The organism is uncultured Agrobacterium sp. (genome assembly GCF_913777885.1).
Classification (GTDB): domain Bacteria; phylum Pseudomonadota; class Alphaproteobacteria; order Rhizobiales; family Rhizobiaceae; genus Agrobacterium.
Map to the genome: position 1 here is coordinate 100,912 of NZ_CAJYTV010000021.1, position 23,005 is coordinate 123,916.

Sequence of the window (23,005 nt, forward strand, 5' to 3'; positions counted from 1 at the left end):
GTAGGCGGAGCCTACGCTTTTGAGCATCATCCCGACCGTTCGAAGGACGGATCCGAAGGGCGCAATTATACGTCGCTGATGCGACGCCATGCTTCTAGGCCCTGGCGGGGCCTTCCGCTCCTCATGAACAAGTTGATTTCGTTGGGTTGAAGGAGCTCGTCCGGTAATGGCCGTTCCGCATTTCTCAGTCAGCATCGTTACGCGCGGCTCCGGCCGCAGCGCAGTGCTGTCGGCGGCGTATCGGCATTGCGCTAAAATGGACTACGAGCGGGAAGCCCGCACCATCGATTACACCCGCAAGCAGGGTCTGCTGCACGAGGAGTTTGTGATTCCGGCCGACGCACCTGATTGGCTGCAATCCTTGATTTCCGATCGATCCGTATCTGGCGCCTCCGAATCCTTCTGGAATAAAGTCGAGGCGTTCGAAAAACGCTCCGATGCGCAGCTCGCCAAGGATGTCACCATCGCCCTGCCGATCGAGCTGTCAACCCAGCAGAATATCGAGCTCGTCAGGGATTTCGTGGCACGCCACCTCACCGCCCAGGGCATGGTGGCGGACTGGGTTTTCCACGACGCACCGGGCAATCCGCACATTCATCTGATGACCACTTTGCGGCCGCTGACCGAAGACGGTTTCGGCTCGAAGAAGGTGGCGGTTAGGGGACCGGATGGCAGAGCGCTGCGCAACGATAGCGGCAAGATCGTCTACGAGCTTTGGGCTGGCGGGCTCGATGATTTCAATGCGTTTCGCGACGGCTGGTTCGCCTGCCAGAGCCGACATCTCGCGCTTGCCGGACTCGATATCAGGATCGATGGCCGGTCCTTTGAGAAGCAGGGCATCGATCTGACGCCGACTATCCATCTTGGCGTCGGCACGAAGGCGATCGAGCGGAAAGCAGCCGGTGGGAATGGACCTGCGGGGGAAGAAGCTGCGCTCGAACGACTGGAGTTGCAGAAAGAGCGACGAGCAGAGAACGCCCGTCGGATCCAGCGTCGTCCGGAGATCGTGCTTAATCTTATCACCCGGGAGAAGAGTGTCTTCGACGAACGAGACGTCGCCAAGATCCTTCATCGCTATATCGATGATGCAGGTCTCTTCCAAAGCATGATGGCGCGCATCCTGCAGAGCCCCGAAACCATCCGGCTTGATCGCGAACGCATTGACTTCGCGACTGGGGTCCGTACGCCGGCAAAATATACGACACGCGAACTACTCTGTCTCGAAGCCGAGATGGCTAATCGGGCGATCTGGCTCTCGCAGCAGTCGTCGCATGGTGTCCGGCCGACGGCGCTCGAAGCGACGTTTGGACGTCACCAACGGTTGTCCGAAGAGCAGAAGACCGCAATCGAACACGTTGCCGGTGGTGCGCGGATCGCCGCCGTGATCGGCCGCGCTGGCGCCGGTAAGACAACGATGATGAAGGCGGCGCGCGAGGCATGGGAAGCAGCCGGTTATCGTGTCGTTGGTGGTGCCCTCGCCGGCAAGGCGGCGGAAGGTTTGGAGAAGGAAGCGGGTATCGTTTCACGCACGCTTTCGTCCTGGGAGCTCCGCTGGAGCCAAGGTCGCGGGCAGCTCGACGATAGAACGGTCTTCGTGCTGGACGAGGCTGGCATGGTTTCGTCACGGCAGATGGCGACATTCGTCGAAGCCGTCACAAAAGCTGGCGCCAAGCTCGTGCTTGTCGGCGATCCGGAGCAGCTTCAGCCGATCGAAGCGGGTTCTGCTTTCCGCGCCATTGCCGATCGCATCGGCTATGCGGAACTCGAAACGATCTATCGCCAGCGTGAGCAATGGATGCGCGATGCATCGCTCGATCTTGCGCGCGGTCATGTCGGCAAAGCCGTCTCAGCCTATCAGTCGAATGGCAAGATGATCGGCTTTGAGCTGAAGGCCGATGCTGTCACCAACCTCATTGCCGATTGGAACCGGGATTACGATCCTGTCAAGTCGACATTGATCCTAGCACACCTGCGCCGTGACGTCCGAATGCTGAATGAGCTGGCGCGCACGAAGCTCATCGAGCGCGGCATCATCGAACATGGTTCGCCGTTCAAGACCGCCGACGGTGTCAGAAGTTTTGCTGCCGGCGACCAGATCGTCTTCCTGAAGAACGAAGGCTCGATCGGCGTCAAGAACGGCATGCTGGGCAAGGTGGTGGAAGCAGGACCTGGTCGTCTCGTGTCCGTCATCGGCGAGGGTGAGCACCTGCGCCAGGTTATCGTCGAACAGCGCTTCTACAACAATGTCGATCATGGATATGCCACAACGGTGCACAAAAGCCAGGGCGCGACCGTAGACCGGGTCAAGGTGCTGGCGTCCCTCTCGCTGGATCGTCACCTCACCTATGTGGCAATGACCCGCCACCGCGAGGATCTTGGCGTCTATTACGGCAGCCGATCCTTCGCCGAGGCCGGCGGTCTGGTCGAGATCCTGTCGCGCAGGAATTCCAAAGAAACGACGCTCGATTACGCCGGCGGCAGCATCTACCGGCAGGCATTGCGCTTTGCCGAGGCGCGCGGCCTTCACATCGTCAACGTTGCCAGAACCGTTGCGCGTGATCGTCTCGAATGGACGATCCGGCAGAAGCAAAAGCTTGTCGATCTCGCCGGCCGGCTCACGGCCATGGGCACCAAGCTCGGCTTTGCCTCCTCGACGGCCAGCACAATTCGAACGTTAGCAAAGGAGAACAAACCAATGGTGGCCGGTATCACCACCTTCCCGAAATCGATCGATCAGGCAGTTGAGGACAAGCTTGCATCCGATCCGACATTGAAGAAGCAATGGGAAGAAGTCTCGATGCGCTTCCATCACGTCTACGCGCAGCCGGAAAGCGCGTTCAAAGCCGTCAACGTCGACGCGATGTTGCGCGACCAGGTGGTTGCCGAAAGGACCATCGCTAAGATTGCGAGCGAGCCTGAAACCTTCGGTGCACTCAAGGGCAAGACGGGTCTACTCGCCAGCCGCCGCGACAAGATCGACCGGGATCGGGCGCTGAAGAATATCACGCCGCTCGCCGACAGCATCAGCGATTATCTCCGCCAGCGTGGCGATGCCGAACGGCGAAATCGGGCCGAGGAGCTTGCGGTCCGCAGGCAGGTCGCGCTGGAGATCCCTGCCCTCTCTTCCAATGCAAAAAGCGTGCTGGAACGCGTCCGGGACGCCATCGACCGTAACGACCTGCCCTCGGGGCTCGAATATGCGCTTGCCGACAAAATGGTGAAGGCCGAACTCGAAGGTTTCGCCAAGGCAGTCACCGAACGCTTCGGAGAAAGAACCTTCCTGCCCCTCGCAGCGAAGGACACAGCCGGTGAGGCTTTCCAGCGCGTGACGTCCGGCATGAACGCCGCCCAGAAGAGTGAGGTGCAGCAGGCCTGGAACACGATGAGGACGGTAGAGCAACTGTCTGCCTACGAGCGCAGCGTGACGGCACTCAAACAGACTGAAGCACTTCGGCAGACAAGGTCTCAGGGGCTCACTCTCCAATGAAGATGCGTCATCGACAAAGAGTGCCGTGGCGCATGAGACGGCTCGTCTGGTTCTATCGGTTCTGCAGCGTCAGCTTGATAACGCTTGGCCTCATTCTGCTTCTCGGAGGTGCAGGTTTTCGGGTTAATCTTACACCCAGCGAGCCCGTGGGTTTGTGGCGGATTGTCAAGCCCAATCGTCCGATCTTGGTCGGAGATCTGGTCTTCATTTGCCCACCAGACACCGACGCGATGCGCAAGGCGCGGGCGCGGGGATATCTCCGCTTCGGGCTCTGCGAAGGCCTCGTCGCACCATTGATCAAAACGGTTGTTGCGACAGCCGGACAGGCGGTCCAAATCAGTGACGTTGCGCGCGTCGATGGCCGTCCGCTCCCTTATTCGAGGGTTTCCCGCACGGATGGCCAAGGGCGCGAGATGACGCCTTATGACGGTGGTGTCGTTCCGCCCGGCACGGTCTTTCTCCATTCCAACTTCCCGGGTTCGTTCGACAGCCGGTACTTTGGTCCATTGTCGATGGATGGCATCCTCGGATTGGCACAGGAGGTCTGGACCTATGCACCGTGATTTCTTCCGAACGGGTCTCCTCTTCATTTTATCGGCTGGCGCCGGATGGATCGGTTGGAGTGGTCAGGCGCTCCTTCTCCCCGTTGCATGTGCCTTCCCCGTGCTTTGGTCCCTTGCACGGACACGACTTCAGGCAGCCGGAATCTCCGCAGCGTATTTCCTCGCTGCATCGCGTGGACTACCGCAAGGCGTGGCAAACTTCTATGGTCAGGATATCTGGCCCGGACTTCTGCTCTGGTTCGTCGGCTCTTCCGCGTATGTGACAGTCCATGTGCTGCTCTGGACCAATCACGAGGGCTGGCAGAAATCTTTGCGATACATCGCTGCGTGTCTGATGATGGCGGTGCCACCTTTCGGCATTCTAGGATGGGCGCATCCGATCACCGCCGCAGGTGTTCTGTTTCCAGGGTGGGGATGGTGGGGTCTGGCAGTGATGGCAGCCGGCCTCGCCGTTATGACAACGCGGTACAGGCCGGCTGCAGCCATGGCCATAACAGGCTTCTGGCTCTGGTCCGCCGCTCAGTGGACGCCACCAAACCTACCTGCGTCGTGGATGGGTGTCGACCTCAAAATGGGCGCGTCTTTAGGACGCGAAGCTGGTATCAACCGGCAAAAAGAGCTGATCGACGTTGCTCTTGCCCAGCCGCCTGGCACAACCGTTGTACTGCCGGAAAGTGCTCTCGGTTTCTGGACGCCGACGGTTGCTCGCTTCTGGCAGAAAGGGCTCAATGGGACTGGCATCACGGTCGTCGCTGGAGCGGCACTCATCGATGGTCGCGGCTACGACAACGTGATCGTGAGAATATCCGCTGGGAAGACGGAGGTTCTCTACCGGGAGCGAATGCCGGTGCCCGGATCGATGTGGCAGCCGTGGAGAGCCTGGATTGGTGGTGATGATGAATCTGGCGCGCGGGCACATTTCTTTGCGAATCCCGTCGTAGAGGTCGGCACTTCAAAAGTCGCGCCGCTGATCTGCTACGAACAACTCCTCGTCTGGCCAGTTTTGCAATCGGCATTCCACCGCCCCGACCTTATCATTGCAGTCGGAAACGGTTGGTGGACCGCGGGGACGTCGATCATCGATATTCAACGGTCAAGCAGCGAGGCCTGGGCCCGGCTGTTTGATCTCCCTCTCGTCATCTCATTTAACACTTGAAACATGGAGATCACATGCTTGATGCTGCGTTGATCAAGGAATGCGCCGATCCTTCGTTGAAGCCTGCAATCGTCGAGCAGTTTGTCCAGGCGGTCGGTTCGGACGATCCGCTTGCCATAACGGTGAAGTCCGGTGGCCGTCTGATCCTCATTCCCAAACCGAAAACACCCGAGGAAGCGATCGAGATTGTCCGTGAAAACATCGCTGGCTCTATCGTGCGGGTTGGTTTCACCCAGATCTCGGCGGGCATTGGCCTGAAGCATGCTTCTGAGTTAAAGGTCGATTTGGTCGAGCCCTGCGCCAATCTGAGGATGGGCACAAGGATGTTCGCCAAGATCCTTCGGATCGTTGCGAAGTGGTACGGCAACCCGACCAGCGAAGAGGTTTTTCCGCAGCTGTTCGATGACGCGATCCACGCCTGGCGAACCGGTAAGTTCGAGGGTGAGAGCGTGTTTCAAGCTGAGGATCCGGGTGGAGCGGTCGTGCAGCGGTCGGAGGTGGAGGTCGAGAATACTGGCAATGGCGAAGATGCACTGGCTCAGAAGCCGGAGGACGCTAATATCCGGATTGATTTGAAGAGGATCGAGGATCGGATGTGACCATAATTAAGATTGGACGGAACTCGACTTTAAAACAGACGCTCATGGGTTGCAGGGCTCGGCAGCTAAGGCCGGTTCCATAAGTCAGGTTACCTCTAGTTTCTGTAAGGCTGCGGGAAGACAATATCTTGATCTACTAAAATATTGAATTTGTAGCCTGGCCGGATCCTGATGGTAGGCTGTACATTAAGGGTCTTTGAAATTGTCTGCTCGGCCACTCTTCCGAAACTCTCGGCGAAATTCCGGCGTGCCGCATCAGAGGCAGTATCCTGTCTTGCCAGTGTCGAGCTTTCCGGCATCGACATATCGATCCCCGTGCCGATGATGGCAACAAGCGCGGCAGACCCAAAGGTGCGCCAGAGGTGACGATCAACCTTGTCTTTAAAACCTCCATACCCCTCGGCATCCGTTCCGGACATGCCGCCAATCTGAAGTGTCGACCCGTTAGGGAAAATCAGGTCGGTCCAAACGACGAGTACCCGCTCCTGGCCGAATGATACCTTGGAGTCATACCGACCAAATAGCTTCGCACCCTGCGGGATCAGCAGCCTGTAGCCGGTGGCACTGTCGTAAACATTCTGGCTGACCTGCGCCGAAATCCTGCCCGGAAGATCTGAATTCAAGCCGGTAATCATCGTGGCCGGTATCACCGATCCACGCTTCAACTCGTAGGGCGAGAGCTGCGGCACCACTTGGTTCGGTAGGTAGCCAAGATCCTTGATGTCCTGATTGAAAAAGTCTTCCTTCGAAGTCTGACCGTTTTGATCGACATTCTGTCCGAGCAGACCGGACTTCATCGCGGCGGCATAGAGATCCGATGCACTGTTCGTCGCGGCATTGAGCGGTTGACGGGTGTCCGTCCTGCTTTCGGAAGCGTTCTTCTGGATCTCGGAAACGTCAACCTTAAGCGGGGAATCGAGTGCAGTCGCGCGTGCCTGGAGGCTTGCCATCCTCTGACGCTGGGTTTCGCGAATGACTTGCTCGTCCTGTTCTCGCTTCAGCCGCGCCTTCCACTCGGCTTCCGGCTCAAGCTGCGATCGCCGTTCCGTCCGAATCTCGTTTCGCCGCTCCACCACAGGATCTCTCACCGGCTCGCGGTCGACGATTACGGGCGTCGGCTGAAATACTTCTCGTTGCTCCGGTTCGCCTATGATCCCGTCCGTCACGCCTCGTTTCAGTTGATCGCCAAATGTGGTCGCTGGTGTCTTGGAGGTAGTGTCGAGTTCGTTTCCACTGTTGAAGGAGAGACCGCGCCAAGACAGGCCGACGATCACAACGCCGAAGAAAAGAACGATGATGACGATCGCAACGATGATCGGCAGGCGATTGAGGCGCCGCATGGTTTGTTGCTCGTCGGTATTGCCCGCCGTGCCGAGCTGAAGCGATTGCGCCATGGTTGCCCTCCCCTCAGTTACGCTGCATGATAGAAAACGGACTGGCGGGCGTCGCGCCCGCTGACGTTGCTGTGTAGGCCCTGCCGAGCGAGATGGCCGGTGTGCTGACCCGGGCAAGGACCTGTCCGTCGAAACTGTCGATCGACCACGCAACCTCGACGGACTTTTGATCCTTGCCTACTTTCCCGTCGGCGATGACCGTATATCCCCATCCCTTCAGCGCGGCCTCGAGAGCAGCGGCGTATTCCGAGGTGTCCTTGTCCATCTTGAGGATCGTGGTGCCGGCCGGCCCGACCTGTTCGGCAAGGCGGCTTGCCATATCCTCGGCGATAGCGCTGGCGGTGGCGCCAGTGACGGTAATCGGTGTGGAACTCGTAGTCAGCGTCTCATCCGCAGTCTGGCAACCGGAGAGGATGGCGGTTATAATCATCGCGGCAATGGTCTTGTTCATCGGTCAACCTCCCCGCCGGATCGTGATCTTCTGCTGGCGCCAGCCAACCCCGGAGACGAGCACGGCTTTGTCGACGGCGTAGTCGACGATCATCATGTCGTTCTTCATGCGATAGTTGACGATGCGGTTTTGCCCCCCGCTAACCACAAACAGCACCGGTGCATCCTGCCCGGAGATCGACCGGGGAAACTGGATATAGGTCTTGGCGCCGTCGGTATAGACGCGCTTCGGCCGCCAAGATGCTCCGCCACTGACCGAATAGGAGAAGTTCAGCTTGTCCGGAGCGGTTCCCGGAATGCCGCCGGTCTCAAGCCGCGCGTTGATGTCGGCCAGTTTGGTCGAGACGTCCTCCGGGTATTCGAAGCCGATCCGGGCCATGTACTGACTTGAATGGGATTTGAGCTGGATATGGTAGGTCCGCCGAGAGGTCGTGACGACCATCGATGTGACGAGGCCGGCCTCCGACGGCTTCACGATCAGGTGGATCGCCTGTCCGCCGGTTGCTCCAGACGTCGCCGGCTCGACCTTCCAACGGACAGTGTCACCGACAAGCACGTCTCGGACGATCTCGCCCCCTTGCAGCTCGATGTCGCAAACCTGAAGCGGTGAGCACACAACCGAGGGCTGGGTTTCGCCAAACAGAAAGATGACCTTACCATCAGGCCCGGTCGTCACGAGACCGGGCGTCCCCCGCCATTTGCGCGAGATGTTGGTCCCCTTCACCTCGTTCGACGTCATGCTCTGCGCCATCGCGCAGTCCGCAAGGACGAGTCCGGCCATGCAGCCGGCGGCCGCGATCAATCCTGTTCTGTGCATGTGAATTTCCCTGCCCTTAAAGCTGTGCGGTCCACTCGAAGTCCTGGACATAAAGACCGATCGGGTTGAGGCGGATGATCGCCTCGTCCTGTGGCGCGGTGAGCGCGACCGTCGCGATGCCGCGAAAGCGGCGCGTTCCGGTCTGCTTGCCCTTGCGATCACGCTCGTATTCGGTCCAGTCGATCTGGTAGGTCTGGTTGGACAGTGCCACGATGTTGTTGACCTCAACGGCGACAGTCGATGTCTTGGCCTTTTCGAACGGCGAATTGGCGCGAAACCAGGCATTGATCTTCTGGGTCGAGGGATCGGACGTCCTGAGAAGCGCATAGGTCCGGTCGATATATTGCTTCTGAACCACTGCGTCGGGGGTGATCGACTTCAAGCTGGTGATGAAGTTGCCCAGTGTCGCGCGCACGACGCGGGCATCGGCATACTCGATCTGCTGGGGGAAGCCGGCTGTAACCGACGTGCCGAGCTTATCGACTTCAACGATGTAGGGCACCAGCTTGACCTGCGTGCTGAGATACATGGCATAGGTGAAGCCTATCACGGCCATGGCTAGTCCAAGTATCCCCACTATTCGCCATGCCCGCGCGGACTGGACGTAGGATCCATATCGTTCCGTCCATTCCTGCCGCGCGGCAAGGTACGGACTATCGGGCGGCCGGTTTGCTGCCATCGCGTGTCGCCTTTCTGATGATTACTTGTCGTTTCGTTCTGGCGGCATTTTGGGACCGCTTTGTCCGGTTCGGCTCTGATTGAGCTTGGCGTTGGCCAGCCCCATGATCGAACCGGCATAGGCTCCGGGCGAACCGATCGCCTTTTCCTTTGCGGCCAAGCCGGCTGCTTTACCAGCAGACGTGACCCCGGCTGCCGCGCCGCGAAATTCTGCACCGATCACAGAGGATCCTGATGCGCGTGCTGACTGAGTTGCAGTGGCTTCAGCGCGAAGAGCAGCAACCGCGAGCGACGCCGCGCCAAGTGCGAATGATGAAGCCTGTCCCCCATGGCGGATAGTTTCCATTCCACCTGTGACCGATGCCCCTTGAACGACGCCCTGAATGATGTTCGGGACATACACGGCGATGATGAAGACTACGACCGCGATCCCGGCGATCGCCAACGCGGTCTGAAACTGGTCCCCGACGTCGGGCCGGTTTGCGAGACCAATCAAGACCTCGGATCCGATCCGCGAAATCATGACCAGAGCCATGAGCTTCATGCCGACCGAGAACGCATAGATCAGGTAGCGGACGGCGAAGTCCTTGGTGAACGATGAACCGCCAAGTCCCAGCATGATCATGCCGGCAAGCAGGCCAAGATACATCTCGACCATCACTGAAACGAAGATCGCGGCAACGAGCGAGAATGCGATCACCGTTACGACCATCGAAAAAGCGGCCGAGATGGCAAGCGCATTGTCCTCGAACAGTCCGAACTGCACCTTCTCCGACATCTTGGTCGCAACGGCCAGTCCAGCATTGAACACATCCGCCGGCGAAGCCGTACCTCCACCAGCGCCGATCTGAAACAGGCTATCGACGACCGCCTTCGCGAAGGCCGGCCCCTGCGCGAGAACGAAGGCGAAGAAGCCCACGAACATGATGCGTCGGACCAGCTCAGCAAACCAGCTGTCGAGCGATGCGGCTTGAAGCGCCAGCCAAACGGCGGATATGCCGATTTCGATTCCGGCGAGGACCCAAAACAGGGATCTCGCCGCATCCATCACGGTGGTTTCCCAACCCTTAGCGGCGGTGGTGATCTCGTTCTGCAGCGCTGTCAGGACCGACCCCTCCTGCGCCATCGCGGGCTGGAACGACACGACGACGAATGCGACGAGCACCGCAATGCCCCTGATCTTGTTGAGCTCAGAGATCATACGATCACCACTCGATTCTCATCTTCTCGCCGCCCGACGTCGGGTATTCCTTCGTTGAACCGAAGAATTTTTCACGCCGCTCCTGCGCTTCATGCTTCTCCGAGAGCATGAACCAGAGCCCTGTTGCTCCGAAAGAGATGATTATGACAACCATGGCCATGATCAGTTTCGTTCTCACCATTCCACCTTCATTTTCTCGCCGCCGGATGTTGAGGGCGCGGTCGACTTGAAAAATTCCTGCCGGCGCGCCTGGGCAAGATCCTTGTCCGACTGCTCGCTTTGAAGCCACGTGCCCATCATCGTCATATGCTGGGAGACCAAGCCACGCAGCTTCTGCATCTGGGAAACCTGCTGGGCTGCGATCTGGTGTCCGACCTGGAGCGCCTTCATCTGGCCGTCGGCCGACTCCGACATTAATCGCAGCGAACTCATCGTGCCCTCCTCGGTGTTGAACTGATCTGCTGTGAGGCTCGCAGCCTTTAGTGTGCTGCCGATCGTGTCCCGGTTGGTGTCCGACCACGATTGATAGGTGTTTGAGAATGTCTCGGCGTTCGGCAGATCGGTCTTCAGGTCCGAATAGCTCTTGAACCGCTGTTGAAGGACATCGTCGGCATTGCCCATTGAGAATGAAATGCTTTGCCCCTGATCGACAATGCTGCGCAGACGGTTGAGATCGCGTTCGACCTGGCCCCAGATGTTGTCGGGTAGCCGTGCGGTGTTCTGCAGCATGTTCTCGTAGATCTTCAGCTGGTTCTGGATCTGCTCCGCCAGTTGGGTGATTTGGGTCAACTGATTGTCGACCTGAATGCCGGAGCTTTTCAGAAGGTCGATGAGCTGAGCATTGTTGGCAAGCTGCGTCCATTCGGTGGCAGCGCCGGTCGCAGACCCGGCATGGGCGGAAGCAACCGGTGAAAGTACGATTGTCGCGGTCATCGTCATGATGATCCAGCTACTGGACGTTGAGGTGCGAAGTGGCATCGTGCACTCCTCTCGATTGAAGCCAATGGGTAGGCCAATTCAGACCATGTTCTGCCTTCAGCGCGCGTATCCGCTTCAGGTCTTCCTTTGCTGATGCGCCCACAAAGCTCAGTGCCACCGGCCCGAGCGACATATCGAAGAGCCGCCGTCCGTCCGGCGTGGCGACGTAGTATTCGCGCTTCGGGATGGCACTAGAGACGATCTCAATCTGGCGCTCGTTGAAACCGATCCGCTCATAGAACTCGCGGGTGCCCGGCTCACGCGCGGCACCATTTGGCAAGCAGATCTTGGTCGGGCAGGATTCTTTAAGCACGTCGATGATGCCGGAGCGCTCGGCGTCGGAGATGGATTGCGTCGCCAGAACAACGGCGCAATTGGCTTTGCGGAGAACCTTGAGCCACTCCCGGATCTTGTCGCGGAACACGGGATGACCGAGCATCAGCCAAGCCTCATCCAAAAGTATCAGGCTCGGAGAGCCATCGAGCCGCTTCTCGATCCGGTGGAAGAGATAGGTAAGGACAGGTACGAGATTACGCTCGCCCATGTTCATGAGCTCTTCAATCTCGAAGCATTGGAACGCGCCAAGCGTGAGGCCGTCTTCTTCCGCGTCGAGAAGCTGACCCATCGGCCCGTCGACGGTATAATGATGAAGGGCATCCTTGATCTCTCGCATCTGCACGCCGCTGACAAAGTCCGACAGCGATTTTCCAGGTGCTGTCGCCATCAGGCTGATCTGGCGTGAGATTGCATTGCGATGGTTGGGCGTGATGGTGACGCCCTGGAGGGCGATAAGCATTTCGATCCACTGAGTTGCCCAGGCACGATCGCTATCGGTGGAAAGATCGAACAGAGGGCAGAAAGCAAGCGCTCCCCCCTCTCCGATCTGGTCATTGCCCATCTCATAGTGGTCGCCGCCGGCGGCAAGCGTCAGGGGAAGGAGCGAGTTGCCCTTGTCGAACGCGAAGATTTGCGCAAACTCGTATCGGCGAAATTGCGCGGCGATCAGTGCCAGGAGCGTCGATTTACCCGAGCCCGTTGGTCCGAAGATCAGGGTGTGGCCGACGTCGTCGACATGGAGGTTGAGACGAAACGGCGTTGAGCCCGAGGCCACCTGCATCAACGGCGGTGAGTTCGCCGGATAAAACGGGCATGGCGCCACCGGATTGCCCGACCATACCGAGTTCAGCGGAACGAGGTCCGCCAGATTGCTTGTGTTGATCAGCGGCTCACGGACATTGGCGTACCAGTTACCCGGCAGACTGCCGAGAAACGCATCCGTCGCGTTCAGGCTTTCAATGCGTGCGCCGAACCCCTCCGCCTGGATCAGTCGACGGATGGCTTCCGCCTTTTCCTGCAAGGTGTCGCGGTTTTCATCAAACAGGATCACGACCGGTGTGTAATAGCCGTATGCTACAAGCTGGGACGAGGCTTGAGCGATGGCGTCTTCGGTCTCGGCGACCATAGTCATAGCATCCTGATCGACCGATCTACTCTGCGTCTGGAAAAGCTGGTCGAAAAAAGGGCGAACCTTTTGCTGCCATTTCTTGCGCGTGCGTTCGAGCTTCTGGCGCGCCTCTTCCGCATCGAGGAAGATGAACCGTGACGACCATCGATAGGTCAGAGGCATCAGATCGAGATTGTTGAGAATGCCGGGCCAGCTCTCGGCTGGCAGGCCATCGATGGCGACCACCGCGAGAAACCGGTTCTCGACCTTCGGCGTCAAACCATGCTCTAGCTCTGCCGTCACGAGCCAGTCGAGATACATCGGGACGTCGGGCAAGCGAACCGGATGGCTCTCCCCCGTGATACAAAATCGAACGAATTGCAGGAGGTCGTCGTAGCGTGCGATCCGTGTCCCACCTCTCTCGCGGACCTCGCGGGTCTGCATGCGGGCAATAGACAGGGTGTTGGTCAGATACTGTTCGAGTTCCCGGATCGCGTTGAGGAACACGAACAGGACGGTATCTGCGTAGGATTTCTTCCGGCTCTCCTCGTCCGAATAGATGTACTTGCTGAGCGCCGTCTTCCTCGACTCGAGCGGCCGGTACGTAAGAATGATCGCATGTTTGCTCTCGAAATGCCCCTGCTCGCGCTGGAAATGGGTCCGGCGTTCGGCATCGATGGCGCGGGTGACGGGATCTGGAAAATCGCACTGGGCTGGCGAGGGATAATCAACCGTCGGCACCCGGACCGCTTCGACTTGGATCATCCAGCCTGTTCCCAGACGCGACAGGATCGCATTGATCTGCCGGGATAGCTCGTTGCGCTCGTGGTCGGTTGCGCTTTCGGAGTCCGGGCCTGCGAAGTACCATCCGGCCATAAGGCTTCCGTCCTTCAAGAGGAGCACGCCGTTGTCGACCAACCCGGCATAGGGAACGAGATCAGCGAACGAGGGGCCGGTCGCGCGGAAACGTTTGAGGGCAGCCATCGGGACACCTCTAGTATTTGCGCCACGGGGAAGCCGTTGGCCGATAGTGGGCTTTGTAGGAAATGTGACGGGCATAGACTTGCCGCATCAGCGGATCGGATTTGGCCATCAGGCGGAGTAAACCGACGATGACGATCCATACGGCCACGCCAAAGAGCACCGAGTAGACGGTCAGCACGACGAAAATCAAAATCACGGCTGCAAGCCCGGTGATCAACACCAGTTCACGGTCGGCGCCAATCAAGAGGTTCGGTCGCGACAGCGCGCGATGGATGCGATTGCGTTGGAGGCTCACAACGCCTCCTCCCCCGCTCCGTCCGAAACGACCTGCGTGACCCGTTCTTTAGGCATGCCGATCGACGCACCTGTGGCCCCAAATAGGCCGACGATCGTCGTCGCGCCGAGCAAGATGCCAGCGACCAAGACGACATAGACCAGCCTGCGAGCAAAATCATTGAGCTCACCACCGAAGATCAGCATACCGCCGGCGATTGCGACGGCTGCCAATGCGATATAGCCGGCGACGGGGCCAGTGATTGATTGCTGAATCTGTTGAAGCGGCCCTTCCCATGGAAGACTCCCTCCGGAACTGGCAAAAGCGGGGGAAGTAGCGAAAGCAATAGACAAGGCCATGGCGGCAAGCGCCAGGAGTGATCTCTTATGCGGCATCTCGGCTCTCCTCTGCGAAGGCTTCCGTCTCGTACTGGCCCTCTGCAAAGCGGGTTATGTGAACAATTTCGCTGACGCGCCTGCCTTTCGCGGTTCGCTCAATCGCAATGACCAGATCGACCGCGTCTCCGATAACGGCCTGCATGGGCTGTTGGCTGGCCTCGGCAGTTAACTGCTCAAGGCGCTGAAGGGCGGAGCGTGCGCTGTTTGCGTGGATCGTCGCGACACCGCCCGGATGCCCTGTATTCCAGGCCTTCAGCATGGTAAGCGCCGCGCCATCACGGACCTCGCCAACGATGATCCGATCTGGTCGCAGGCGCATCGTGCTTTTCAGGAGACGCGACATGTCGACCACGTCACTGGTGCGCAGGCTGACAGCATTGTCCGCAGCGCATTGAATCTCCGCGGTATCTTCAAGGATGACCAAACGGTCGTTTGGTGCCTGATCTGCGATTTCCGCGATGATCGCATTGGCAAGTGTCGTTTTGCCCGAGCCGGTCCCGCCGGACACAAGTATGTTTAGTCGAGAGGTCACTGCGTGCCGGATAATTTTTGCCTGGACAGACGTCATCACTTGGCTTGCTACATAGGCATCGAGCCTGATGAGCTGGGACGCGCGTCGTCGGATCGTAAAGGTCGGCGCAGAAACGACGGGGGGCAGCAGGCCCTCGAAGCGGTGTCCACCCACCGGCAGTTCACCCGATACAATTGGACGCGCGTCATCGACTTCCGATCCGAGCAGATGAGCAATGCTGCCGATGACCGTTTCCGCGGCCTCTACGGTAATTGTGCCTGCTTGGAATATGCCGGATCCAAGCCGCTCGATGAAGAGTCTACCATCGGGGTTTGCCATTACCTCTACGACGTTGGGATCGCTCAAAGCTGCGCACACCTGGCTACCAAGAGCGTCTTCCAATTTCCGGATGAGGCGCGGCAGTGATGAAGGACGCGTCATTGCTGCGGCTCACTTGAGGAAAAGGTTGTGCCTTTCGCGTGCCTGCTGCTCAACTCGATGTCCGTCATATGTCTGGCAAAGCTCCTCTCATGTGATTGGAGAAGGTTGCGATATGGCGGGTCGATCAATCCACTGGCAAAAGTGTTAGTGATCGGCGTTGATACGGCTTTTCTGAATTGGTGGTTGCGTATCAGCCGCTGAGGGAATTCAACGATATCGAGCCTGGCCCGGCCGTAAGCTCGAGGTTGAGCCGGGCCGATCTCATATCGTTAAGTGAGCGTATGGCGCCGACGATCGTGACCGTAGTCGAGTGAGGAACGCCTATTGCTGCTATTCGTCCCGAATCGGTGTGCCGCTTCATACCGAACTGTGGCGCTTCGGACTGACGTGAAATGGCGGCTTTCAGCGCAACTCACTAGCAAATGTGCTAGTAGCGGTTGCGTTATAAATTCTGGTCTGAGTGGTGCTAAGTTACTGTATTGGAATGATGAAACTCGATTGAAGCCACTCGCGCTATACTGGTGGATTAAGGTTTCGTTAACGCTATAACGCTGGACGACAACGCAGAATCGTGATGTACCTTTGGCGGGTTGAAGTCGGCAAACCGGCAATTGCCCGCCAAGAGGAAATTATGGCGATAGCGGAACGAGCAGAAATGACAGGTGGACAGAAGGAAGATGCCGGCAGCAAGATCGCGCGGCACGCAAGCCTTTTGTCCCAGCAATTGCAGGAACTCCGCACGCGCATGTATCCTCCGAAGTCGGAGAAGAGCCTGCGTCCATTCCTCACAAATGAAGTTTCCAAGCTTACTTCCATACCTGATTCCACTCTCAAACTCATGTCGAGTGAGGGTCGCGGGCCTCTGCCGGGACGCCTTGAAAACAATCACCGCGTTTACTCCCTTTCACAGATCAACGAGCTGCGGGAATTCTTTGCAGGCCAAAAGCCATCTGAAGCGCTCCGTTTCTCCCCAAGAAGGCGCCCCGGCGAGCATCTCCAGGTTATCGCCATCGCAAACTTCAAAGGCGGTAGTGCGAAGACCACGACCTGTGTCCATCTAGCGCACTATCTTGCTCTGCAGGGCTATCGCGTGCTTGCACTCGATCTCGATCCGCAGGCATCGCTGTCGGCTCTCTTCGGTGCGCAGCCGGAGTTTGACGTCGGTGCAAACGAGACCATCTACGCCGCACTGCGTTACGACGAAACGGAACGCCGGCCGATCCGCGACATCATTCGCAAAACCTATTTCGATGGCATCGACCTGATCCCAGGTAACCTCGAGGTCATGGAATATGAGCATGAAACACCGCGGGTTCTGGCGCAAAAATCTGGCTCCGGAGCAATCTTCTTCGAGCGTCTGAAGCTTGCACTCGCGGAGGTCGATGCAGATTACGATGTCGTCATTCTGGATACTCCGCCATCTCTCGGCTTCCTGACGCTGAGCGCGATCTATGCTGCCACCAGCATGATTATCACCGTTCATCCGGCGATGCTCGATGTGGCATCGATGAGCCAATTCCTTTTGATGATGGGCGACTTGATCAGCGTCTTGAACGAGAGTGGCGCCAAGCTCGATCAGGATTTCATTCGCTATCTGGTCACTCGTCACGATCCCAATGATGCGCCGCAGTCGCAGGTCGTTGCTATGATGCGTCACCTCTTTGGGTCAGACGTACTTCTCCCGACTCTGATCGAAAGCACTGCTGTAGAGGCAGCAGGGCTCGCGAAACGCTCTATTTATGAGCTTGAGATGGGGCAGATCGGCCGTGACACGCACAAGCGCGCTCGTGAGGCGGTCGATGCCGTCAATGAAGCGATCGTAAAACTCATCAACAATAGCTGGGGGCGCACATGACCTCTAAGTCGTCGCGTAAATCCATCGTTGCGAATTTTGGTTTGTTGTCGGCTGAGCTCGAAAATCGACTCTCGACGCCGGCGTCTGAGACGCCTCAGCAGCCAGCTGCGCCAGTCCCTACGCGCGTCGGCGCTGGTGTCATCGGCGCCGCGCATCGGGCGATCGACGACATAAAGTCCGAGCGCGATCGACTGAAAGCGCTTCTGGAATCAGGTGGTGGCGCCATCCGCGAAATCGATCCTTCCATGATCGACCCATCGCCATTTCCCGATCGTCTACCCGATGACGACGCGTCGGATTTCGAGACATTTCGCAACTCGGTCAAATCAGAGGGTCAGAAGGTCCCTATCCAGGTTCGCCGGTCCCCGTCTTCGCCGGACAGATATCAGGTTATCTACGGCCATCGCCGTCTACGTGCAGCCAAGGAACTCGGGATTCCGGTCAAGGCGATCGAAGTCGAAATCTCCGATGTCGAGCTGGTTATTTCGCAAGGTATTGAGAATGCCGACCGCCAGGATCTCACCTGGATCGAGCGCGCATTGTTTGCTTCTCGCATGGACGACGCCGACGTCAAGCCACGCGATATCAAGGCCGCGCTATCGATTGATGATCCCGAACTTGCGAGAATGCGTGCCGTCTATCGCACGGTTCCGCTAGACGTTATCGAAGCGATCGGCCGAGCTCCGAAGGTTGGACGTCCAAGGTGGGCTGAGTTTGCCAAAATCTTTTCTGAGCAAACCGAACTGCATGACCAACTGCGCTTGGCGCTTTCTGAGGCAACGGCTAAACGCCAGGCTTCTGACCAGAAGTTCCTTGCGGCTTTCAATGCACTGCGGACATCGCAGCCGGCTCAAAGCACCGGCACCATGATTGCAAACACTGCTGGGCGAGAGCTCGGTAGGTTCGTGCGGACCAAAAAAGATATGCGTATCTCAGCCAGCACCACTGCCGGCGCGGAATTCCTCTCATTCATTGAGGCGACACTGCCCGAGTTGGCGGAGCGCTTCGAGCGTGAGCGATCAAAATATTAATCTGGTTGCAAGCCAACCGAGAAACTGACTTCAAAGGAAGGAAAACGCGCAAAAGAAAAAGGCCCCCGAAACGTTGCCGTCATGGAAGCCCTTCTCGATGTGTGACAACGAGAGAATCGCATTTCCCTGAATCCCAGTCAAGAGTATTTGGCACCGTTTTGGTGAGCGTTCTTCTTTTGCCTTTTTGATGGGGCGAGGACATGGAAGACGGACAGGTATCGACGCCTTTTGGGCGGCGGCCGGTAACGCTTGCGCTTGTGAAGCGGCAGATAGCCACGACGAAAATCAAGCAGGGCAAAACAGCCGACAAATGGAAGGTCTTTCGTGACGCGTCAGAGGCGCGTGAAACGCTAGGGCTACAGGATCGCAGCCTTGCGGTCCTTGACGCGCTGCTCAGCTTCTACCCGGAAAACGAATTGCGCCAGGACGCCCAACTGGTCGTTTTCCCATCGAACATTCAATTGTCCATTCGTGCCCATGGCATTGCAGGTGCAACACTGCGCCGGCATCTGGCTCTTCTTGTCGAAGCGGGCCTGATCATTCGCAAGGACAGCGCAAACGGCAAGCGTTACGCGCGCAAGGACGAAGATGGTTCGATAGAACACGCCTACGGTTTCGATATTTCGCCGCTCTTGACGCGCGCGGAAGAACTCGCCTTACTCGCTCAGCAGGTGGCTGCGGAACGGTTAGCGTTCCGTCGAGAAAAAGAGGCCCTGACGATCTGCCGGCGCGACATCCGTAAGCTGATATCGGCTGCTCTTGAAGAGGGTTCTCCGGGGGACTGGGTTAAAATGGAAGAGCGCTATCTTGACCTTGTTAGACGGATTCCACGCAATCCTACCCTCAACGACCTGAGGAATATTGCCACTGAGATGAGCGTTTTGCGTCAGGACGTACTCAAACTCCTGAATTTCGAAGATATTTCTGCAAATACGAACACCAATGATGCTCATAATGAGCGTCACATACAGAATTCAAATACCAACCCCCTTAATGAACTTGAACCTAGCTCCGAAAAAGAGCAGGGAGCGAAGCCGAGCGAGAAGAAGCAGGCCGAGAGTGTGCCGATCAAGGCGTTCCCTATCGGACTGGTACTTCGGGCTTGCCCTGAAATCTCGAACTATGGTCCTGATGGCAGGATCAGTAACTGGCGCGAGCTCATGACGGCCGCGGTCGTGGTGCGATCGATGCTGGGGGTCAGCCCCTCCGCGTATCAGGAGGCGTGTGAGGCGATGGGGCCGGAAAATGCGGCGGTCACGATCGCCTGTATCCTCGAGCGCGGCGGTCATATCAATTCGCCTGGGGGATATTTGCGAGATCTTACCAACAGGGCAAAGCGTGGCGAGTTTTCGCTTGGCCCTGTGCTCATGGCGCTGTTGCGTGCAGCCGGTAGGTCGGAGAAGGCGACAGGATGACAGGGCGATCGTCATCAGCCGGAGGGCGTTCTGATAATCTTGGGTCAGGCTGCGAAATGCTCGGCGAATATCAGCAGCGATAGTTGAACTTCCTGTTGTTGATGCACTGTCATCACAGGCCAGCATGAAAATTCTGTCTCGGTCATTTACGCTGCGCCGGTATTTGTTGACGCTTTGCAGGTTCCCCGGCAACCTCGCGCCATGACCCGGACAAATAGTTTCATTGCTGAGCTTGTCGTTGATGCCAATCGAATTCACCTTCTGGATGGCTATCAGAGACGCCGTATGCTCGAGAGGGCTGTAGCCACAGTACGGGACCTTCGCGAAACAATCGGAATGCCAGCAGGTCCAGGTCGTGACCGTCTGCTCGACATTCATACAATCGCTCTTTCTGTCGAGCGAGGATGGCAAAGCGACGACGACGTGCGAGAAGCTTTTCTACAAGCTGCCGGGATGATCCGTGACCTTCACATCATCGTCGCCAGCAAAACCGAGATTAGCTTCGTCGAAACGGCTGATTGATTAGCAGGAACGCTTAAGGGATATCCCTGTGGCTGTGATAGCTGATGCTACCTCACACAATAGACGTTACCTACACGGGCATTGTACCGCTAATATCCTATCGAGCTGCATTAAGAGTTTGTTAACCATACGGGCACAGGCTTCTAGAACAGCAACGATGGAGGTTGGCTATTGCATATCATTGGGATCGCAATGAACGCGACGAAGAGTTTGATGAACTGGGTGCGGCAGTTATACTCTTTACGCTAGTCAGCCTGATTGTATCAGCAGCGTATTTGGTGACAAGCTTCGCCTCTTGAGCTGAAAACAACTGGTCACAGCATATTCTCAGATCAGTTAAATTAGCTACAGAGACCCGTTGCGGATAGAATTGCCTTGGACAGCTGTGATGCTCCAAGGAAAACTGTTCTGAATGCTTATGAGCTTCACTCGAAGGGCGGAAGAGGGTTACGGCGGTGAAACAGCCTGTTCTAGCTTATGAATATGCTCGTCACAAACGAGCTTCACGAGCTCTAGTAGATGCGCAGTCTGCTCGCCAAGCCAGACAAGTGCTTCTTCGGTAATTTTGAAATGCTTCGAATACCGCGCTTTTACATATGCTTCGTTGATCGTATTAAACATAGCACGGTGTCTGTGGTGATCACGCGGAAACGCATCTACTAACCGGCGATCCTGCTCCTCCGCAAGTGAGCGGAGGAATTTGATGTTGTGCGAGGCAGGTCCATAGTTGGTCAAAGTCAAAAGAACGCAAGAGTAAGACTGCTCTAAGGCTTGATGCAAACTGAAAGCCGCGAGGTTCTTCCATACATCATCGCCCGAACAGACCATGCTGGCTTGGATGCCGGCAGTCACATGGAACGCACCTGCTTCAGCGTAGCGCTGCCTGAAATGCTCAGTCGCCACTTTTAAGCGTGCTTCTGCAGTGAGGAGCTTCGGCTCAGCGAGCGGCTCGTCATCCAGCTCGTACAAAACAATTCCTTCCTTGCGGATGTCCGAAAAGAAGTAGTGCCCCTTCTTCAACTCCGTGTTCACCTCACGCAGTGAGTGGACAATGAACTGTGTCGGTGTTTCGATGAAGCTGTCCCGAATAATTCGGTCGGCGGCCTTGTACCAATAAGTCGCATGATCGGTCAGTTTGCGATTGTTGACGATCACCAGCAAATCGAAATCCGAACGGTAGCCCTTCATCGTATGCGGCTCATCCACAAAGGTGCCACGGGCGTAAGAACCGAACAGGATGATCTTGAGAATGCGTCCGCGCTTCTTGAAGTCGGCTGTGCCTTCGTTCAACGCATCCTCGAACTCCTCATGCAGGATCTCCAGCGCACGGGCGAGCTCTCGCTGCTTTCTATGCGGGATATGATCGAGGGATGATTTCATCATGCGAACGAGGTATCTGACTGGCTTGTAATTGCACCACCTACGTAATCGCGCAGGTGGTATCCATGGACCTTATACGCTTCGCCCCATTCCACAAATGCCAAAAGTGCTGGTCGATTTTTGATCACGCTCTCTAACCGGCTTGGTTTAGCGTGTGAAGGCGTTCTCGCGCCGTTCGCCGTGGCAAGGATCGACCGCAAATACCGTCTTGCGACTGGGTAGTTACCTTCCATCGCGCAAGGCAACCGCTACAGGCAACCGCATTGAGTAAAGTGCAGGTAGAGCGCCACCAACAACGCCGATTGCCAGGCCAAGTAGACCTGCTGTCAGCATAACCTGACTATCCATTGTAAGCTGGAACGACATGCTTGCATTGTTGACACCGATAGTACCAGCTTGCCACCCGTTGAACACCAGCCAAGACACTGCCAGGCCAATGGTGACCCCTAGCGCCGCAAGCACAACGGCCTCAACCCACGTGGCAATAAAAACAGACAAACGGCTGAAGCCGAGGGCACGCACCGTTGCGATTTCGGTCGTCCGATCCGATACTGAATTCATCATCGTATTGAGCGCGCCAGCCGTTGCGCCAAGCGCCATCAATAGAGCCAGTGGCCATCCGAACAGACGAATGAGATTGGCTGTTCCGACGGATTGCGCCGCGTAGAGATCAGCTTCGGTCACGACATTCAAGGGGGCGCCAGAGATGGTTCCGACAGCGGCTCTCAGTTTATCGACCGCATCGATCCCCTCAAGCCGCAAGCGAAGGCTCTGCACTTCGCCTTGCCGGTCGAAGGCGGTGCGAACCGCGTCGAGGTCGCCCCATATTTCGGATTCGAATGCACTGCCACCGGAAGAGAACTGACCGACTACCATCCAATTGACGGAGCCCAGCCGCAGCGATTGCCCGACCGCATGTGCAGGAAAGGCAGAGGCGATCTGCTTTCCGACGACGATTTCGCGCGAACCTGGCACAGCGTGGCGCCCGCTTGTAAGTGTGATCCCATCCCGCAAGGATTGGCCGGTGGGATCCATGCCTCGCAGAGCCAGCACTTTCGTACGACCTGTCGGCTCTTCATTCATCTCGACGGGCACGACGATTTCCCGTGATGCGGTGATCTTACCCGTGCGATCGCGCAATACGCCGACATCGTCTCGCATGGCCTCGATGGTGCGGATGACGTCGGCGGGCACATCGGAGCCACTCTCCTGGTTCGTGCCACCTCCGAGAACCACGGCCACGGTCGACGAACCGGTGCTTTTCAACGTCGTCTCGAAGCCGGCGGCCATCGAGAGAAAGCCGGCCAGCACGCAGACGACGAGCGCGACGGAAAAGGCCATGGATGCCGCAATCGCTGAGCGACGTGGCAGGCTCAGGAGGTTTGCTCTGGTCATGACGAGCACTTGCTTAAATTGGGATGACATTT

General features: G+C 57.5%; 21 protein-coding genes. 8 read left to right on the top strand and 13 right to left on the bottom strand.

Features of this window, described 5'->3' with window-relative positions; genetic code table 11:
• Positions 1 to 166: 166 nt before the first annotated feature.
• The 4 genes from traA to QZ869_RS19555 are packed head-to-tail and all read left to right on the top strand — an operon-like array spanning position 167 to position 5,805.
• Entirely contained in the window at positions 167 to 3,487 is a 3,321-nt protein-coding gene (gene traA / locus QZ869_RS19540) for a Ti-type conjugative transfer relaxase TraA (protein WP_296021829.1), read from the top strand.
• 32 nt (positions 3,488 to 3,519) lie between these two features.
• Positions 3,520 to 4,050, top strand: a complete 531-nt coding sequence (gene traF / locus QZ869_RS19545) for a conjugative transfer signal peptidase TraF (RefSeq protein WP_296021831.1) — start codon at positions 3,520 to 3,522, stop codon at positions 4,048 to 4,050.
• Complete coding sequence (locus QZ869_RS19550) at positions 4,040 to 5,206, top strand: conjugal transfer protein TraB (protein WP_296106700.1); 1,167 nt, start codon at positions 4,040 to 4,042, stop codon at positions 5,204 to 5,206. The genes traF and QZ869_RS19550 overlap by 11 nt, the downstream gene beginning before the upstream one ends.
• Positions 5,207 to 5,220: 14 nt before the next feature.
• Entirely contained in the window at positions 5,221 to 5,805 is a 585-nt protein-coding gene (locus QZ869_RS19555) for a TraH family protein (RefSeq protein ID WP_296021835.1), read from the top strand.
• 95 nt (positions 5,806 to 5,900) lie between these two features.
• Here QZ869_RS19555 and trbI read toward each other — a convergent pair whose 3' ends face one another.
• Genes trbI through trbB form a run of 11 tightly spaced genes read right to left on the bottom strand, consistent with a single transcriptional unit; the run spans position 5,901 to position 15,375 of the window.
• Positions 5,901 to 7,199: an IncP-type conjugal transfer protein TrbI gene (gene trbI, locus QZ869_RS19560; RefSeq protein ID WP_296106703.1), complete on the bottom strand. Its 1,299-nt coding sequence runs from the start codon at positions 7,197 to 7,199 to the stop codon at positions 5,901 to 5,903.
• A gap of 13 nt (positions 7,200 to 7,212) precedes the next feature.
• A complete protein-coding gene (gene trbH, locus QZ869_RS19565) occupies positions 7,213 to 7,650 on the bottom strand; it encodes a conjugal transfer protein TrbH (RefSeq protein ID WP_288427368.1) in 438 nt (145 codons plus the stop codon).
• Between the two features lie 3 nt (positions 7,651 to 7,653).
• The gene (gene trbG / locus QZ869_RS19570; RefSeq protein WP_296106706.1) at positions 7,654 to 8,466 is read right to left on the bottom strand and encodes a P-type conjugative transfer protein TrbG; all 813 of its coding nucleotides are present in this window, start codon (positions 8,464 to 8,466) and stop codon (positions 7,654 to 7,656) included.
• 16 nt (positions 8,467 to 8,482) lie between these two features.
• Positions 8,483 to 9,145 (bottom strand): conjugal transfer protein TrbF, encoded by a 663-nt coding sequence (locus QZ869_RS19575; RefSeq protein WP_296106707.1) that lies wholly within the window; start codon positions 9,143 to 9,145, stop codon positions 8,483 to 8,485.
• Positions 9,146 to 9,166: 21 nt separating this feature from the next.
• Positions 9,167 to 10,345 (bottom strand): P-type conjugative transfer protein TrbL, encoded by a 1,179-nt coding sequence (trbL, locus tag QZ869_RS19580; protein ID WP_153312760.1) that lies wholly within the window; start codon positions 10,343 to 10,345, stop codon positions 9,167 to 9,169.
• Between the two features lie 4 nt (positions 10,346 to 10,349).
• Complete coding sequence (gene trbK / locus QZ869_RS19585) at positions 10,350 to 10,526, bottom strand: entry exclusion protein TrbK (protein WP_153312759.1); 177 nt, start codon at positions 10,524 to 10,526, stop codon at positions 10,350 to 10,352.
• Positions 10,520 to 11,284, bottom strand: a complete 765-nt coding sequence (gene trbJ, locus QZ869_RS19590; protein ID WP_236769804.1) for a P-type conjugative transfer protein TrbJ — start codon at positions 11,282 to 11,284, stop codon at positions 10,520 to 10,522. The genes trbK and trbJ overlap by 7 nt, the downstream gene beginning before the upstream one ends.
• A gap of 10 nt (positions 11,285 to 11,294) precedes the next feature.
• Positions 11,295 to 13,751, bottom strand: coding sequence for a conjugal transfer protein TrbE (locus QZ869_RS19595; RefSeq protein ID WP_296106712.1), 2,457 nt, complete (start codon positions 13,749 to 13,751; stop codon positions 11,295 to 11,297).
• A gap of 10 nt (positions 13,752 to 13,761) precedes the next feature.
• Positions 13,762 to 14,046: a conjugal transfer protein TrbD gene (locus tag QZ869_RS19600; protein WP_296106714.1), complete on the bottom strand. Its 285-nt coding sequence runs from the start codon at positions 14,044 to 14,046 to the stop codon at positions 13,762 to 13,764.
• Entirely contained in the window at positions 14,043 to 14,420 is a 378-nt protein-coding gene (locus tag QZ869_RS19605; protein WP_153312756.1) for a TrbC/VirB2 family protein, read from the bottom strand. Before QZ869_RS19605 ends, QZ869_RS19600 begins: the two co-directional genes overlap by 4 nt.
• On the bottom strand, positions 14,410 to 15,375 hold the full coding sequence (gene trbB / locus QZ869_RS19610; protein ID WP_153312755.1) for a P-type conjugative transfer ATPase TrbB: 966 nt from the start codon (positions 15,373 to 15,375) through the stop codon (positions 14,410 to 14,412). The genes QZ869_RS19605 and trbB overlap by 11 nt, the downstream gene beginning before the upstream one ends.
• A gap of 631 nt (positions 15,376 to 16,006) precedes the next feature.
• Here trbB and repA point away from each other — a divergent pair.
• The 4 genes from repA (at position 16,007) to QZ869_RS19630 (ending at position 20,198) form a co-directional block, all read left to right on the top strand.
• On the top strand, positions 16,007 to 17,230 hold the full coding sequence (gene repA, locus QZ869_RS19615) for a plasmid partitioning protein RepA (RefSeq protein WP_162746234.1): 1,224 nt from the start codon (positions 16,007 to 16,009) through the stop codon (positions 17,228 to 17,230).
• Complete coding sequence (gene repB, locus QZ869_RS19620) at positions 17,227 to 18,261, top strand: plasmid partitioning protein RepB (RefSeq protein ID WP_296106721.1); 1,035 nt, start codon at positions 17,227 to 17,229, stop codon at positions 18,259 to 18,261. The genes repA and repB overlap by 4 nt, the downstream gene beginning before the upstream one ends.
• Positions 18,262 to 18,461: 200 nt before the next feature.
• Positions 18,462 to 19,676, top strand: coding sequence for a plasmid replication protein RepC (gene repC / locus QZ869_RS19625; protein WP_296106725.1), 1,215 nt, complete (start codon positions 18,462 to 18,464; stop codon positions 19,674 to 19,676).
• Between the two features lie 201 nt (positions 19,677 to 19,877).
• Positions 19,878 to 20,198 (top strand): hypothetical protein, encoded by a 321-nt coding sequence (locus QZ869_RS19630; protein ID WP_296097767.1) that lies wholly within the window; start codon positions 19,878 to 19,880, stop codon positions 20,196 to 20,198.
• Between the two features lie 447 nt (positions 20,199 to 20,645).
• On the opposite strand, the gene QZ869_RS19635 is transcribed toward QZ869_RS19630, so the two are convergent.
• Positions 20,646 to 21,581, bottom strand: a complete 936-nt coding sequence (locus QZ869_RS19635) for a nucleotidyltransferase and HEPN domain-containing protein (RefSeq protein ID WP_296106727.1) — start codon at positions 21,579 to 21,581, stop codon at positions 20,646 to 20,648.
• Between the two features lie 219 nt (positions 21,582 to 21,800).
• Positions 21,801 to 23,003 (bottom strand): ABC transporter permease, encoded by a 1,203-nt coding sequence (locus tag QZ869_RS19640; protein ID WP_296106730.1) that lies wholly within the window; start codon positions 23,001 to 23,003, stop codon positions 21,801 to 21,803.
• Positions 23,004 to 23,005 lie beyond the last annotated feature (2 nt).